Genomic DNA, 16,026 nt, shown 5'->3' on the forward strand with positions numbered 1-16,026 from the left:
TAATTTCTCCATTGATTTAGATTGAGCAGTTGTTGCAGAGCTCAATTGACGGTATGTGTTTAATGCAGCAATATTATGATTGATTCTCATTGTAAATTTCTCCTCCTTGAATTATATGCCCACATCCTTGTGGACTGTCTTTTATAGGATTAGGGAAGGTCGGCCGCCCTTCCCCTCTCTACTTTATATATCGGCAGGAGAAATTTTTGTTTAACAATTTTTAGTGATTTTTTTTGAAGACATTTAATACACTGCTGATATCAACAGATGCTGCTTTATTTTCATTATAAATTTGATCGAATACTTCTTTGCGATGTATTTCGACTTGTTTAGGTGCATTGATTCCTATCTTTACTTGATCTCCGCTAACCGACACGACTGTTAATTCGATGTCATTGCCTATTTTGATTACTTCGCCGACTTTTCTGGATAGTACGAGCATCTTCTCACCCCTTTACCGCTTCTGATTGTTGTTGTGAAAAAATGCTGTGCTTTGTTTTGTATTCAGGCAAATTTAGAATTACTTGCTGGGCTTGATTGTTTTTTATGTTAAGAATAATCGGCGCCTGCAAATTAGCGGTTGTTTTTGCAAAAGGATCCTGGACTGTCAAAATGGTAAAGATAAGAACATCCCTATCTGACTCTAGCTCTAAAAAGCTTGTCGTAGATTCTGCTAGTTCAAACTCATATTCCTTGAAAAAAACGAAAGGGTTTGCAACAACAAAACCAAGATTTTCGTTTGTGACAGACTGAAGGATGAATATATGCTCTTGGTCATCGATCGGCAGGATGACGAATTGTTGTTCTTCTTCAAATGCAGGAATTCCTTTTGGAAAATGAATGATTTCCTTGTCGGTTATTTCTTTTTCTCCATGAAACTTTGTATTAATTTTCAATTACATCAGTCCTTTTATTTTGATTGTTGATAGTTTACCCCATTGGACTTTAAATTTTCAAAATGAATCTCTAAACTTGGATATTGAACTAATTCTGTTATAACTTTTCCAGGTGTATAGTCGATTAGTGGCTTATTTTGGTTAACATCAATAATTGGTTCATGTGTTTCAAAGGATGTTTTCACATAGCCTGGATCATATTGGATTTTGACACTGTTTGCTGGCGGTATCCAGCCTAGACCAAACTGCTTCGGCGGTCCTTCGCTGTTTCTTTTGGCAATTTGCGGAATCGGATTACCTTTATTTTCAATTGCTGCAAGCTGCTGTCCGTCTTTTATGCGTCTTGCAATTCCTTTAAGCCATTCTTGGCGGCCTTTTTGGACATAATCATCAATGAATCTTTCTCGTGTTTTCATACCTTCATAGGCTCTTGCCTCTGTTTGGTCGATTGTCAAAGTAGCAGCTTTTTTATCAATAATCAGCTCTGCCTTTGGCTGCTCAATATACAAATCAGCAGGCTTTTGCTCCATTTGAACTTGCGGCTGGACTGTTGTAAGTCCAAGCTTAGCAGGTGTTGAATCAATCCGCAGCTGTGGTATTTGCATGAATATTTCTCTCCTTTCTATAAAAAAAAGCTATTCATTACAGAATAGCTTCAAGTGTTTATACAATACTGAGGCGAAATGAGACGTTTGCCTAGTGATTAGGAATGTCTTAAAACGAAGCTTCCAGCCAAGTCAGTTATATTATCTTAAGAAGTCAATTAATGATGTCTGAATAATTCTTGCTCCTACGCTCAATGAAGCGTTATGAACACTTTCCTGAACAGACAAGTTTGTGATTGCTACTTCCATATCAACATCTTCATTATCTGAAAGAACTTTGTTAGCAAGCACTTCTTGTGCGTCAATTCTAGACTCAACCATTTCTAAGCGGTTATATCTTGCACCAAGCTCAGACTTTTCGCTAGACAAGGAATTCATGACAGAATCAAGTCTTGTCAGCAATTCATCTAATCCTGTTGTATCATTGTTTTCCATTTTGTCTTGAATTTCCTGTACAACATCAAACATTTCTTGGTTGAAGGTTGCCGGATTCACGTTCGCTTTCATTGAAACGCCGCTTGAAACTTCCACTGTATAACTGTCAATTGATCCGTCGGCAATATTCGCTGCAACCTGCGGAGGGTTTCCTGCAGTTACTGGTGGATTAGAAATATCTGTACCATGGAACAGGTATTTTCCGTTTACCTTTGTGTTCGCTACATTTACCAAGTCTTCTTTAATCTGGTTAATTTCTTCAGCGATTGCGCCTCTTTCATCCACACCGTTCGTATCTGTTTTCCCTTGAACAAGCAATTCTCTTACCCGGTCTAGCCCTGAGCTTGCTTGGTTCATTGACGCCTCTGAGTTATCCATCCACAGGTACAGCTCTGACAGGTTGCGTTTATACTGCTCTACCTCTGACAGGCTGGAGCGGTAGTACATACCCTTCATCGCTACAACTGGATCATCTGATGGTTTTGTGATTTTTTTTCCTGTTGCTACTTGGTTCGATAATTGGTTCATCTTATTGTAGCTGTTGCTGATATTACGCAAGCTGTTTGCTGAAAGCATTGATTGTGTTACGCGCATTGCTTAATCACCTATCTCCCTCCGACACCCATGCCGTTTATTATCGTATCTAAAAGTTCATCTGATAATGAAATCATTCTTGCTGCCGCATTGTAAGCCTGTTGGAATTGAATCATATTTGTCATTTCTTCATCCAGTGAAACAGCACTTGTACTCATCCGTTTGTTCTCAACAGTCTGCTGCAAAGTCGTTGCATTTGAAGTCATCTTCTCTGCTTCCTGTGCGCTAACTGCCATACTTCCGATAACCCCTTCATAGTAGTTGCGGAAGTTAGACATCTCTGAATTGTTGCCGTAATCATACTTCTGGTTAATGATGTCAGCCAATTTGCTCACATATGTTGCATCACCAAGTGTTGCTTGCGAAGGATCTGTTCCAGGTGAAGCATTCGCAATATTATCTAAGCTGCTTTCAATGCTCGAAGAAATCGAGATTCTGCTTGCAAATCCACTGCGATCTGTAATGGATCCATCTGCACTTTCAGAATCAGCAAAGAAGGAGATCGACTGGTTTTCGCCTGCTTCAATTTCGTTCGGGCTCATCCCTTCTTGGTGAACCTCATTAAACTTCGTTGCAAATGTATAAGCAAGGTTATCTAACTCTGTCAACATATCATTATATATGCCCTTCAAATTGCCATCTGCATCTTCATAGCCATATGCTTCTACGATACTTTTTAATTTCCCAGTAGATTCAAAGTCATTAATATTAATCTCTGAATCTCCGATGGTTATGCTTGTTACAGCACTGTCATCAGCATTGCTGTTAACTTTGATTGTGTTATATCCATTTTTATCAACTAAAGTACCCAAGGCGTTGCCTTTATCATCAACTAATGTAACAACAGCTTTACCTTCAGCTTGTGCTAATGCATTGCCTCCAGAAGCTTCATACGATACTTTAATATTCGCATAAGAAGAAAGCTCGTCCAGCAAGCTGTCTCGCTGATCATATAAATCGTTTGGCAAGTATCCGTTTGGTTCTACACTGCCGATTTGTTTATTAACTTGGTCTAACTGAGTAAGAATAGTATTAATTGCTTTTTCTGCAACACCAAGCTCGTTTTTCGCATCGCTCTTTTCAGCTGATACTGTTTTATGCAAGTAATTGAATGTTTCTGATACGGCAATACCGCGTTGACGCACAACGGCACGTGCTCCAGAATTCTGTGGATCTGTTGCCAAATCCTGCAATGATTCCCAGAAAGAATCCATCGAAGAAGACAGCCCGGACTCAGAAGGTTCATTCATGATTGTCTCAAGATTGCTCATTGCTGTAGTACGGTTTTCCCAATATCCCAGCTTGCTTGACTCAGAGCGGTATTGTGTATCAAGGAAGCTGTCTCTGATTCTGCTGACAGATCCTGCTGTAACACCTGTACCTAATTGTCCTGCAATTCTCGGCGCATTCTGTCCGACTCCAGGAAAGCTTTGTGATTGCTCTAAGTCAACTCTTTGACGAGTGTAGCCTAGAGTATTAGCATTTGAAATATTATTACCTGTTGTATATAGGGCACTTTGCTGCGCTACCAGCCCTCGTCTTGCTGTTTCAAGTCCCATAAAGGTTGATCCCATGACTTCTCCTCCATTATGCCTTCATATTTAAAAGACTGCTTGATGTTTTTCCGATGTTGCCTGTGTGAACAGAATTTCCATTTACCGGCTTACCGTAATTAAGGCTTTGTTTGGTTGGTTTTAACAAGCTTAATGATACATTCACAAATTGCATCGATTGTCTTAACAGCTGCTGATTTAACGTATTCGCATCTTTTAACTCTCCAATAATGCTTCGCAGTTTATCCGCTGCCTCGCCCGCCTGTTTCGCAGGTTCTGGCTCCATCAGTTCTAAACAATCAGAAATAGTAGGATTATGAACGGTCTTAACAATTTTTCGGCAAACTTCTACTCGTGCCGCTTCCAGCTTTTGAATGCTCATGATATGCGCTTGCTCATCTTTCATTACTTGCTGAAGGGACTCTATATCCCCCTTCTTTATGATCTCTGTTTTGTTCTTCGCCACTTCATACAGGCTTGCATGAGAGTTAACGAGCTTTTCCAGCACTTCAATCAATAAGGACGCAGACATTAGAGACCCTCCTTTTAGTATTAGTTAGCTTGATTATTCTTCGTATAGAAATTGACAATGCTGTTTGCAATATCCTCTGAACGAACTTCATATGTGCCATTTTGAATTTGTTTTTTTAATGCTTCAATTTTTTCAGTTCTTGCTTGTGACACTTGAGTCACTTGCTGAAGTTCTTTAGCAGCAGAGGAGATTTCAATTTTGTCTGTCCCCTTAACTGCTTCTGTTTTTACTTGATCTATTTTACTTACTTGTTTTTTATATGGATTAATTCCTTGTGTTCCGTAATTATTAATTTTCATGTTTATTCCTCGCTTTCTTTTTTTCCGTACAGAAAAGCTCTACCTCTAGTATCGGATGATTAGCGTTTTATTTAAACATTTCCTTCGCTTTTTCTTAAAATGCGCCAAAAAGACTAATTTAAAACAGGAACACCAAGAGTATTTTCCTATATTGATGAATAAGTCGTGAGGATTGGTCTAGGAGATTCTACAGAGAAGGTAACGAAGTATGCATCTGGGCTGTCACGTACAGCCCAAGAGCTAAGGTTTATCTATTATTTACCAGTAAAGTAAGTGGCTGATTTTGCCTGTTTTTTTCGTTCCTCTTCTGCTTCCATGCTTTTAATATCTCCTTGCAAGTTCGACAGACAGCTCGTGCAAAGCTTTCCTTCTCTGATTTGTGTGCCGCATTTTGCACATGGATAACCTAAGTTAGGAAATTGGGACAGCTTAATGCGTCCTTTTTTAATCCATTTATATATTAACGATTTTTCGACTCCTGTATTTGCCACAACTTGTTCCATCGGTGCTGTTCTGTTTTGCTTTTTGCGAATGAATTGATACACTTTTTCATAATCCGCTTCTTCTTGCTTATAGCACTTAGGGCAAATATCCCTAAGATTATTTACTACATAAATGTCCCCACATTTAGGGCAGTTCGCTAATTCAGCCATTTTCTCTTTTCCTCCCATAGTAATTGTCATCTCGCAACAGTGAACGAAATGACAGTATTGGCTCCTGCATTTTTCAACACTTTAGCCGCCTGCCTTACCGTTGCACCTGTAGTATATATATCGTCAACGAGCAGCACATGTTGAGCATGGCAGCCCTCAATATTTGCCGCAGAAAACACAGCAGTATTTTCCAATCTTTCCTGTCTGCTGATTTTCGACTGTTTATCACCATGAACGCGAGATAACAGCTGCTTGTAGCCTAAATGAGTATATGCAAGAATTGCCTCTGATTGATTAAAGCCTCGCTCATACAGTCTTTCCTCACTTAACGGTATAGGTGATACCACTCTTCCTCTTGCAGTTTTTTTGGGAAAGTATGCAGCGAACGCTCCTGCTACTTTATGATCTCCTCTGTATTTAAAAAGGGCAATGATTTCTTTTAAAAAGTCATTATACACAAAAATAGAGGTATTGCCATCCAGCACTCCTTTCCATTGAGGATCTTGTTCCCACTTATAGCAATCAAGACACAAGCTGCCCCTTATATATTCTGAATCAATGCGAGAGAAAGGCCGACTGCAAATAGAACACCGACTTCCTGTAATGAACTCTAATTTACTTTTGCATTCCTCACAAAGCAATTCGCTTTTTTGCTCAGCAAATAAACTAGTCCAGTTTAAGACAGGTCTTAGGGAAGTTAAACAAAATGTACAATGCACTTTATTCCTCCTCACCTAAGCAGAAGCATGCCTGTTTGGGCAGCTTCCTTATTACTGTTTTCGATTTGATTCTTTGCCTCGACCATACTCCATGTTTTCCCATGATGAAAAAACACCACATCTCCGTCTGGATGCTCGCTGCTTCTTCCAGCTCTCCCGGCAATTTGAATAAGAGCACTATCGGTGAACACATCATTTTCTGCACCTAATACAGCAACATCTATATTTGGAAAAGTAACACCTCTTTCCAATATAGTCGTAGTAATCAGCAGATTTATTTCCTTGTTTCGCATTTTTTTCACCTTGTCTATTCTGTGCGGATCGGCAGCAAAAACTGATTCCACCTTGCTGTCCAACTGTCCCAAAATAGTCTTTGCTTTTTCTAATTGCGCTATCTTCGGCAAAAATAAGAGAACTTGTTTGCCTTTGCTTAGCCGCTCCTTTAACCATACAAGCAGCCTTTGGGGCAGCTTGCCTTGATTTAGGAGCTTTTCCCAATTGCCGCACCATATAAAGCGAGGAACAGGCAATGGGTGCCTGTGATAACGTGCCGGGATTTTTACATACGCTATCTTTTTATGTTTGCATTTACGCTGCCAGCTTTTATTAGGAGTTGCTGTTAAATACACCAATGTTGATTTACTTTTTCTCGCTTTATTGACAGCATGCTGCAATGTTTCATCAGCAGAGTATGGAAATGCGTCCATTTCATCAAGAATAATGAGGTCAAAAGCTTGCTCAAAGCGATATAACTGATGCGTTGTGCTGATAAACAGTGAGCTGTGCTTCAGCTTGTTGCCGCTGTCACCATACAAAGGGATTACGTTGATTGTTGGAAAGGCTCGCTGCAGCCTCGGTGTCAGTTCAAGGACGACATCTGTTCTTGGAGTGGCAATACACACTCTTTTTTGTGTGCTGAGGGCTTTTTCTATTCCTTTAAATAAAACTTCCGTTTTCCCTGCACCACAAACTGCCCACACAAGAATTTCACTGTTTCGTTCGACAGCTTCCACTATTTTGCTGGAGGCATGCTGCTGTCCTGGAGAAAGGCTACCCTGCCATTCTAATGTGCAAGGAGTTATAACGGTTGCTGGACCTGTCCAGCTAATCAGCGGGCTACATTCAGATATTCTGCCCATCATCACACAATTGCGGCAATAAGCACAGGCCCTCTTGCACCGGGCACATTGGTAGGAAGCAAAAAGCTCTTGGCGCTTATTTCCGCATCGTGCGCAAATGAGCTTATTGCTATTTCTTCTAATGCCAGGATGATAGGCACAATAGCCTTTCAGGTAGTGTTCTTGGATTTCTTCTAATGAAATGGAAATTTCCTCAAAAAGCAGTTTTTTACCTTCTAAGGTTGCTTGGAGATTTTTACTGTAGCAGAAATTAGTGTCTAGTGGATGAGGAGTTTGGAGAGGAAGGTCTGTAATACGCATTAAATCAGGCCGAGGAGCGAGGACAGGAATGAGCTCGTTCTGTGGGGAAATGCTAAAAAGCATTATGTGCGCCTCCTTATTCATTTTATTTTACTTATTCATTATTCTTTATGCATGCTTTAATTCCTCCTAACAAAATAAAAATCCTGTCTCTATTAATAGACAGGATCTTGAACGTTTTATAGTTTTTTCATCCAGCCAAGGCCCATGGACCCTTCGCCAAGATGAGTGCCGATAACTGCACCGAAGTAGCTGATGGAAAACTCAATATTAGGGTATGTTTCTGAAAGCTCCCTTTTCCATTCAATCGCTTCCTCTTCTCGGTTTGCATGGATGATGACTGCCTGGTACTCTTCGCCATTAGTTGCTTCTGCAAGAAGATCGACAATGCGCTTCATCGCTTTTTTTCTTGTGCGAATCTTTTCGAAAGGAACAATGACCTTGTCTTCGAAATGCAATAGCGGTTTTACTTGAAGCAGGCTGCCAATCAATGCTTGTGCACTGGACAAGCGTCCGCCGCGCTGCAAATGAGCTAAATCATCCACCATGAAGTAAGCATGGCTTGTCTTTTTAAGCTCTTCAAGTATAGGAATAATTTCTGCAGCAGTTTTGCCAGCCTTGGAAAGCTTGGCAGCTTCTATTGCATAGAAACCTTGAACCATGCAGCTGATTTCTGTATCAAATGCAAAAACATTGATGTTATCAACCATAGTGCCAGCAGTTATTGCACCTTGGTAAGTCCCGCTGATGCCGCTTGATAGATGGATGCTGATTACTTCATCGTAATCATGTGAAAGGCGCTCAAATAGTTCAGCAAACTTCCCAATCGACGGCTGAGAGGTAGTCGGAAGCGGTTTTGTTTTTACTTCTTCGTAAAATTGACCAGCCTCCAAATCTACCTCTTCTTCGTAAATTTCATTTCCGAACACAACCGTTAACGGAATCATATGTATATCATATTTGTCTTTTACTTCTTTTGTTATATAAGCAGTACTATCTGTTACAATAGCTGTTTTCATTTTTGTGTAATACCTTCCTTATCTATACAATTGTATAATGTATATTTTAACTAAAAAATAAAATATTTGCATCAAATATAGGCTAATTTTATTATTGTAGACAAAAAAGGTAGTTTATAGCAGACGTTTATCATATATAGAAAGACATTATGTCAGTATTTCAATTCTCTGCGATTCAATTCTTCAAAAAGTATGGCGATAAATTCGACTTCCAAATCAAGTGAGATTGCCAGGCGATATGCTTTTACCAGCTCAGCATTTGAAAGAATATTTACTCCGCTCATCTCAAGCACTCCTATCCCTTTATTTATGAATATTCTGCACTATCTAACCGCTGTTGCACATAGGGATTTTATCCTAATTCCGTCGACTTTTTTACAAAAATATGAATTTTTCTGCTTCTTTGGACAAAAATCGACATTTTTGCAAAAAAAAAAAGCTTCCCAATAGAGGGAAACTCTTTTAGCGCACTTCTACCCAGCCGTTTTTGATCGCTACGACAACTGCTTGTGTCCGGTCGTTTACGTTCATTTTTTGCAGGATATTGCTGACATGGTTTTTTACCGTTTTTTCACTGATAAATAATGCTTCACCTATACCTCTGTTGCTCTTACCGTCTGCAAGAAGCTGCAATACTTCACACTCACGGCGTGTTAACAGATGTAGCGGTCTTCTTATTTCAACTGTTTGTACATAATGCTCCCCGCCGCCTGACTCTTCCATTGCCAATCTGCGGTATTCATTTACAAGGTTATGCGTAACTTTCGGATGCAAGTATGACCCGCCGTCCGCCACTACTTTAACTGCTTCTACAAGTGCATCTGCATCCATCTCTTTTAATAGATAGCCGCTTGCTCCTGTTTTTAGTGCATGTGTTACATAGTTTTCATCATCATGAATGGAAAGGATAATGACTTTTGTTTCTGGAAACTTCTCCAAAAGCTGTCTTGTCGCTTCCACACCATTTGTTGTCGGCATGTTAATATCCATGATTGTTACATCAGGCTGATATTCTTCTACAAGCTGGATCGCTTGTGAACCGTCATCGCCTTCTGCGACAACTTCAAAGCTTGATTCGAAATCCAAGATACGTTTAACACCTTCCCTGAACAATTGATGATCATCTATAATAACTATTTTCGTTGTAGCCAATTGCTTCGCCTCCCCTATTCTCACACTATCAATTTAAGTAGTTTTTATTGGAACATTAATCATAACAAGTGTTCCTGATCCAATTTTAGAGTCAATTGATAATTCCCCTTCAAGCAGCTCTACTCTCTCTCTCATCCCAATTAACCCAAAGGATTCTTGCTTTTTAACCGTCTTATCAAACCCTTTGCCGTCATCCTTGATGACTACGATTACTTGATCGCGTCTCATCTCTATTTTTACAAGGATTGTCTTTGCTTCTGCATGCTTCAACGCATTCTGAACGGATTCTTGAATAAGCCGGAACAATGCTACTTCATATTTGCCTGGCAGCCTTATTTCCTTGCCTATTGTTGAAAAGCTGATACTAGCTGTTTGATAATACTCTTCTGTTGTCTTTAAATATTTTTTTAATGTAGGAACAAGACCTAAATCATCCAAAGCCATCGGGCGAAGGTCATAGATGATTCGTCTCACTTCATACAGAGCACTGCGGACCATCAGCTTAAGATTTTTAATCTCTTCAAATGCTTCTTGTGCACCATGTTCCTTATATATTCTTTCAATTAGATCAGAGCGCATCATAACGTTTGCCATCATTTGAGCGGGACCGTCATGAATTTCCCTTGAAAGCCGCTTTCGCTCCTCTTCCTGGGCTCCGATTATTTTTAGGCCAAAGTCCTGCTTTTGTTTTGCATCCTCAAGGACTTCCCCTACCTGCTTCAAATCACTGATTAAGTATTTCATTACAACGGTAATTTGGGTGACAAGATGATCGGCCCTTTCAATTGTCTCGTCAAGCCCAATGAGCCTTCTCTCAATATCGTCGCGCCTTTCACGATATTGTTTTTCCAGATGTCTGTTCATGCTGAGGTCCATTTGCAGGCTGTGCGCCTTTTCATACGCCTCACGCACTTCAAGCTCGGAGTACTCATTGAAATGCTTGCTTACTTCTGACAAGCGTTTCCTTGCAAAGCGTGATTGCGCCTCGAGCTTATCTCCTTCTTCAATTGTTTGCAGGACTAGATTTCTTATTTCTTTTAGCTCTTCTGTCAGCTTCTCATAATCCTTTCGACACTGTTCTCCAATGCGAAATATTTCATCCTTGCTGGAGCTGACAGTCTCAACCATTTTTTCTAATATGAAATCTAGTGTTTTCGTATCAAATTTCCTTATTATCATATTATATAATTCCTCCAAAAAGGCTGAAAACCCTTCCTGTATCAAATCTTATTTTAGCGTGAAAGTAGAAAATATGTATAATTTCATGGTTAAATATTATAAAATCGTTATTTCGACATATATATTACCCAATAAGAGTGATACTAATTACCTATTTAAGAAAATTTTAAGGATTTTATTTTATCATATACAAATGTCCTTTGCCCTATTCTGCCATCTTGCGTCAATACAGCCAATCCGTGGCAGTTCTGTATTTACGTTTAAATCACGTTAAATCCGCTTTTTTTGCAAGGGACTTTTTGGGCATGGAGTTTTACTTATTATAACATGGAGATATCGGACTAATATTAAAATTCTGTTACAAACACATCAACAATTGAAGAATGAAGAATGTCGAATTATAATGAAATAAGGCTATAAAATATTATATTCTTATTCGTTCGTTATAACAAACATTTTATGAGTTTTTTATTAGAAAGGAGCGATTTGAATGCTTCCTTGCTACCATACTGTAAAAGGCTATGGAGAACATGAGATCATCATACAGAAATCGCGCTTCATCGCACATGTCTGCAGAGCTACTAGTGAAGAAGAAGCACAAGCGTTTATTATAGATATTAAAAAAAAGCATAAAGATGCAACCCATAACTGTTCAGCTTATTTAATCGGTGAAAATGACCAAATTCAAAAGGCAAATGACGATGGAGAGCCAAGCGGTACAGCCGGAGTCCCGATTTTAGAAGTGCTGAAAAAAAGGAAGCTGAAAGATACAGCAGTTGTCGTAACACGCTACTTTGGGGGAATTAAGCTTGGTGCCGGCGGTCTTATCCGTGCATACGGAAAATCAGCCTCTGAAGGCATCACAGCAACTGGTGTTGTAGAGAGAAAATTAATGACAGTAATAGGTGTTACTATCGACTATACTTTCCTCGGAAAAATAGAGAATGAATTAAGATCCTCCCCTTATCAATTGAAGGAAATCCACTATTTAGAGGCAGTAGAGATTGATGTGTATGTTGAAACAGAAAATATTGAATCATACAAGGATTGGATGACAGAATTAACGAATGGCCAGGGCATACTAACAGAAAAAGAAGCTGTCTATCTCGAATCCCTCATATGAATATTTTCCCTTTTCTTATTAAATTATTCCTTAATAAGAAATAAAACACTAGTTATTAATATGAGATGAGATAGTAAGATAAGAATAATGGCTATAAATAGTTTCTAAAATCAACACTTTAAAGGAGAAACCAATGGCATCAAATAGAGAATCTTATGTAAACCATAATAAAAAGAAACGAAAGAGAAAGAAAATCCTAACCTTCATTCTAGTACCATTACTGGTGATTGCCGCAAGTGGCATTGGCTATGGCGCATTCCTCTATACAAAGGCAAAATCAGTGGTAGAAGACTCCTACCAGCCGATTGACAGAGAATCTTCTCTCCGTGATGCGGCAGTAGACCCTGATATAGATGATATATCGATTCTGTTTATCGGTGTCGATGACAGTGAAAAACGTTCGTCATCATCTGGAACGACGAGATCCCGTTCAGATGCATTAATGCTTGCAACATTGAATGAAAAAGAAAAATCAGTCAAGCTATTGAGCATTCCCCGTGATTCCTATGTTTATATCCCTGAAAGAGGCTATAACGACAAAATCACACATGCCCATTACTTTGGCGGTGTAACATCGACCATTGAAACAGTAGAGAGCTTATTGGATGTACCTGTAGATTATTACGCAAAAATGAACTTTGATGCTTTCATGGATGTTGTTGAAGCACTTGGCGGCATTGAAGTTGACGTTCCTGTAACATTTACAGAGCAAAACTCGAAAGACCAAAAAGGTGAAAATGCTATTCATTTAGAAAAAGGCTTACAGACTCTTAATGGTGAAGAAGCGTTAGCACTAGCTAGAACACGAAAAATCGACAATGACATTGAACGCGGGAAACGCCAGCAATTGATTATGAAGGCAATTATGGATAAAGCTGTTTCCGCTCAAGCTATTACAAAGTATTCCAAGCTAATGGAGGCTGTCGGCGATAACATGACAACAGACCTTTCATTCAGCAATATTCAGTCCCTTCTGGCATATGCGACAGCTGAAAACGGCCTGCAAGTGGAAAGCTTGACTTTAACTGGCTCTGACGGCAACGTAGATGGTGCATATGTGTACCAGTTAGACCCAACAGCATTGGAAGAAACGAAAGCAATCCTGCAGGAGCATCTAGGAATTAAAGATGATATAAACAGCAGTGATGACACAACAACGGATACTACTGGTTCTTCTGATACTTCTACAGACAGCACTACTGGAACGACGGACAGCACTGGCACATCAACGACGGATTCGACATATAATGAATCCACAACAGATACAACGACAACTAATTAAAAGTCACAAAAAGGACGATGGAACAAGCCTCCCATCGTCTTTTTTATTGTTTTCCCTATAAAATGGCTAGTTTTTGTAAATACTATTGATGCCATAAAAACTATCACGAACGAGGGAAACATCGATGATTAAATCAGTTTGGTCATTAATTAATTATGCGCTCGAAAGGCCGCTGTGGTCGGAACATGATTCATTTTTGATGGATGATGAAGAGGACGAACTTCCAGTGCTTGAGAGCATTACAGATGATGATTTGTAATTAGTAATCATCAAAAAAAAGCTTACCCATTGGTAAGCTTTTTTTGATTCTGCTTTAACGCTCTTTATCTGCTGCATATCGTATATCGTTAATGAATTTAAGGATAGGCTTATAATTCTTGCCGACAAGCCCTATCTTTTCGACAAATAACTCTATAATCAGCAGCACTGTCGCAATCAGGAGAATAGCTCCCCACACCTTCGCTTGTGAGAAGATGACAGCAACTAATCCAAAGAATGTCGCCATTGCATAAATCACGATAACCGTCTGTCTATGTGTGAAGCCGATATTAAGCAGACAGTGATGAAGATGGGATTTATCAGGTGCAGATAAAGGCTGCTTGTTAATAAGCCTGCGGATAATTGCAAAAAACGTGTCTGAAATCGGTACACCTAAGATGATCACTGGAATGACGAACGAGATTAATGTAACGTTTTTAAAGCCTAGCAAGGACATAACAGCGATTATATATCCGAGGAATAATGCACCTGTATCACCCATAAAGATTTTCGCCGGATAAAAGTTAAAGAACAAAAATCCTAATGTACTTGCAAGCACAATTGATGAAATGGCGATAACATAACCATTGCCCATAATCATCGCCATCCCTGTAATCGTGAACAAGGCGATGGAGGAAACTCCTGCAGCTAGTCCATCCAGACCATCAATTAAATTAATCGCATTCGTAATTCCGACGATCCAAAGAATCGTAATTGGAACATCGAGGAACCCAAACTCAATTTGACCCCCGAACGGCAAGTTGATGAATTCAACTTGTACGCCGCCCCACACAACCACAACTACCGCTGCTAATGTTTGCGTCAAAAATTTAATCTTGGCAGACAGATTATAAATATCATCTAATATGCCTGTGATGATAATGATTGTGCTTCCGATTAAAATCGGGAAATGATAATCTTTATTCGGATTGATAATTAAAGCTCCGATAATGAAGCTGATATATATTGCTAAACCGCCCATACGGGGCATAATTTTCTGATGTACTTTACGTTGTTCTGGTTTATCTACTGCTCCTAATTTAAATGCCAGTTTTTTCACTAAAGGAGTAAGTATGATGGATCCAAAAAAACATGTAATAAGTATTATATAAATCATAAGATCCTCCCCAATGCCCCTTTAAATATTAGGCATCTGCGCTTTCTTCTTAAGCTTATATTTTCAAAAATGATTATAGCATATTTCATCTTAATAAATCTTGTTTAAATCTTCATGATAGTTTACATTTAAATTACAATATGTTAAAACCCTTTATAAATATATAATATAAGACGTAGTATCACAAGAAAAAGTTGCACTGTTTACTTATAATATGGACATAAAATCTCCATCTTAATGCTATTTCCCCGCTTTTCTCTATTGCCAATCATTCCTTACCTTTACAATTGCAATAAAAAACAGCATCCAAGCGAGGCTGACCGAACAACAAAGCCTCTTTTGGATGCTGCATATAATTAGCTGTGTACTGTTTCTTTCTCTTCACTTCGTTCTTTAAAAGCATTTTCCCTGTACTGCTTCTTCTCTTTATTGGACATCTTTTTATAATCGTCCATAAATTTTTCGTAAGCTGGGATAACGTCTTTAATGCTGCCTTCCATTTTTACCTTGCCAAATTCAAGCCAAATCGCTTTTTCACAGAATTTCTTCATTTGGCCGATAGAGTGGCTGACAAAGAACATCGTTTTGCCGCGTTCCTTAAATTCTTGCATTTTTTCCAAACATTTCTCGCCAAATGCCTTATCCCCTACTGACAAAGCTTCATCAATAATAAGGACATCTGGATCTGTATGAACAGATATTGCAAAACCAAGACGAGAACGCATCCCGCTGCTGTAGGATTTAACTGGCTGATCAATGAACTTGCCGAGCTCCGCAAAATCGATGATATCCGGCTCAAGAGCCTTAATCTTTTCTTTGCTGAAGCCGAGCATTAAGCACTTCAGCTCAATGTTTTCCCTACCTGTCAGCTGATTATTAAGCCCTGCTGCAACAGCAATCAAGGAAGCCTGTCCATCTATTTCAACAGTCCCGCTCGTTTCTGGAACGATGCCTGCAATAATATTGGAAAGCGTCGACTTACCAGAACCGTTTATGCCGACAAAGCCGATCGTATCCCCTTTTTCCGCTTCAAAGCTAACATCTCGAAGAGCATAGAAAGGCTCGCCATAGCTTTTCGGCAAGAAAATATCCATCATTTTTTCCTTGTTGCTGCTGTATAGTTTATATCTTTTCGTCAAGTTCTTCACTACGACAGATTTTGTCATACAAT

The 16,026-nt window shown here is 39.2% G+C and carries 19 protein-coding genes and 1 pseudogene; 3 read left to right on the forward strand and 17 right to left on the reverse strand.

Annotated features, from left to right (window positions below):
* From ACLIJJ_RS20325 to ACLIJJ_RS20395, 15 genes and pseudogenes are all read right to left on the reverse strand, one after another.
* Positions 1-90 (reverse strand): annotated as a pseudogene (locus tag ACLIJJ_RS20325) (flagellin); the annotation flags it as partial.
* Positions 91-220: 130 nt separating this feature from the next.
* Positions 221-442 carry a carbon storage regulator CsrA gene (gene csrA, locus ACLIJJ_RS20330; protein ID WP_411228796.1) on the reverse strand — a complete coding sequence of 74 codons (222 nt, stop codon included), beginning with the start codon at positions 440-442 and terminating at the stop codon, positions 221-223.
* Between the two features lie 4 nt (positions 443-446).
* Positions 447-896: a flagellar assembly protein FliW gene (gene fliW, locus ACLIJJ_RS20335; RefSeq protein ID WP_233315667.1), complete on the reverse strand. Its 450-nt coding sequence runs from the start codon at positions 894-896 to the stop codon at positions 447-449.
* A gap of 14 nt (positions 897-910) precedes the next feature.
* Positions 911-1,501 carry a DUF6470 family protein gene (locus tag ACLIJJ_RS20340; protein ID WP_233315668.1) on the reverse strand — a complete coding sequence of 197 codons (591 nt, stop codon included), beginning with the start codon at positions 1,499-1,501 and terminating at the stop codon, positions 911-913.
* A gap of 141 nt (positions 1,502-1,642) precedes the next feature.
* Complete coding sequence (flgL, locus tag ACLIJJ_RS20345) at positions 1,643-2,530, reverse strand: flagellar hook-associated protein FlgL (protein WP_233315669.1); 888 nt, start codon at positions 2,528-2,530, stop codon at positions 1,643-1,645.
* A gap of 11 nt (positions 2,531-2,541) precedes the next feature.
* Entirely contained in the window at positions 2,542-4,104 is a 1,563-nt protein-coding gene (gene flgK, locus ACLIJJ_RS20350; RefSeq protein ID WP_233315670.1) for a flagellar hook-associated protein FlgK, read from the reverse strand.
* Between the two features lie 13 nt (positions 4,105-4,117).
* The gene (locus ACLIJJ_RS20355; RefSeq protein ID WP_233315671.1) at positions 4,118-4,615 is read right to left on the reverse strand and encodes a flagellar protein FlgN; all 498 of its coding nucleotides are present in this window, start codon (positions 4,613-4,615) and stop codon (positions 4,118-4,120) included.
* A gap of 20 nt (positions 4,616-4,635) precedes the next feature.
* The gene (flgM, locus tag ACLIJJ_RS20360; protein ID WP_233315672.1) at positions 4,636-4,914 is read right to left on the reverse strand and encodes a flagellar biosynthesis anti-sigma factor FlgM; all 279 of its coding nucleotides are present in this window, start codon (positions 4,912-4,914) and stop codon (positions 4,636-4,638) included.
* A 254-nt stretch (positions 4,915-5,168) separates the two neighbouring features.
* Positions 5,169-5,567, reverse strand: coding sequence for a TIGR03826 family flagellar region protein (locus tag ACLIJJ_RS20365; RefSeq protein WP_233315673.1), 399 nt, complete (start codon positions 5,565-5,567; stop codon positions 5,169-5,171).
* A 26-nt stretch (positions 5,568-5,593) separates the two neighbouring features.
* Complete coding sequence (locus ACLIJJ_RS20370) at positions 5,594-6,052, reverse strand: ComF family protein (protein WP_411411518.1); 459 nt, start codon at positions 6,050-6,052, stop codon at positions 5,594-5,596.
* A 245-nt stretch (positions 6,053-6,297) separates the two neighbouring features.
* Complete coding sequence (locus tag ACLIJJ_RS20375) at positions 6,298-7,788, reverse strand: ATP-dependent helicase ComFA (protein ID WP_411411519.1); 1,491 nt, start codon at positions 7,786-7,788, stop codon at positions 6,298-6,300.
* A 116-nt stretch (positions 7,789-7,904) separates the two neighbouring features.
* Positions 7,905-8,744: a DegV family protein gene (locus ACLIJJ_RS20380; protein WP_237941932.1), complete on the reverse strand. Its 840-nt coding sequence runs from the start codon at positions 8,742-8,744 to the stop codon at positions 7,905-7,907.
* 152 nt (positions 8,745-8,896) lie between these two features.
* The gene (sda, locus tag ACLIJJ_RS20385; protein WP_233315676.1) at positions 8,897-9,028 is read right to left on the reverse strand and encodes a sporulation histidine kinase inhibitor Sda; all 132 of its coding nucleotides are present in this window, start codon (positions 9,026-9,028) and stop codon (positions 8,897-8,899) included.
* A gap of 178 nt (positions 9,029-9,206) precedes the next feature.
* Positions 9,207-9,896, reverse strand: coding sequence for a response regulator (locus ACLIJJ_RS20390; RefSeq protein ID WP_233315677.1), 690 nt, complete (start codon positions 9,894-9,896; stop codon positions 9,207-9,209).
* Between the two features lie 33 nt (positions 9,897-9,929).
* Positions 9,930-11,075: a sensor histidine kinase gene (locus ACLIJJ_RS20395; protein WP_233315678.1), complete on the reverse strand. Its 1,146-nt coding sequence runs from the start codon at positions 11,073-11,075 to the stop codon at positions 9,930-9,932.
* A 490-nt stretch (positions 11,076-11,565) separates the two neighbouring features.
* On the opposite strand from ACLIJJ_RS20395, the gene ACLIJJ_RS20400 reads away from it, so the two are divergent.
* The 3 genes from ACLIJJ_RS20400 to ACLIJJ_RS20410 all read left to right on the forward strand — a co-directional run bounded on the left by ACLIJJ_RS20400 (position 11,566) and on the right by ACLIJJ_RS20410 (position 13,739).
* Complete coding sequence (locus tag ACLIJJ_RS20400; RefSeq protein WP_233315679.1) at positions 11,566-12,198, forward strand: YigZ family protein; 633 nt, start codon at positions 11,566-11,568, stop codon at positions 12,196-12,198.
* 133 nt (positions 12,199-12,331) lie between these two features.
* The gene (locus ACLIJJ_RS20405) at positions 12,332-13,480 is read left to right on the forward strand and encodes an LCP family protein (RefSeq protein ID WP_411411520.1); all 1,149 of its coding nucleotides are present in this window, start codon (positions 12,332-12,334) and stop codon (positions 13,478-13,480) included.
* A 124-nt stretch (positions 13,481-13,604) separates the two neighbouring features.
* Complete coding sequence (locus ACLIJJ_RS20410) at positions 13,605-13,739, forward strand: hypothetical protein (protein ID WP_267913391.1); 135 nt, start codon at positions 13,605-13,607, stop codon at positions 13,737-13,739.
* Between the two features lie 54 nt (positions 13,740-13,793).
* Here the strand turns inward: ACLIJJ_RS20410 and ACLIJJ_RS20415 are convergent, their stop codons facing one another.
* On the reverse strand, positions 13,794-14,855 hold the full coding sequence (locus tag ACLIJJ_RS20415; protein ID WP_233315681.1) for a glycosyltransferase family 4 protein: 1,062 nt from the start codon (positions 14,853-14,855) through the stop codon (positions 13,794-13,796).
* A 356-nt stretch (positions 14,856-15,211) separates the two neighbouring features.
* Positions 15,212-16,021: a teichoic acids export ABC transporter ATP-binding subunit TagH gene (gene tagH, locus ACLIJJ_RS20420; protein ID WP_233315682.1), complete on the reverse strand. Its 810-nt coding sequence runs from the start codon at positions 16,019-16,021 to the stop codon at positions 15,212-15,214.
* Positions 16,022-16,026: the final 5 nt, after the last annotated feature.

The sequence above is a fragment of the Niallia laureatilytica genome, from assembly GCF_046613985.1.
GTDB lineage: Bacteria > Bacillota > Bacilli > Bacillales > Cytobacillaceae > Niallia.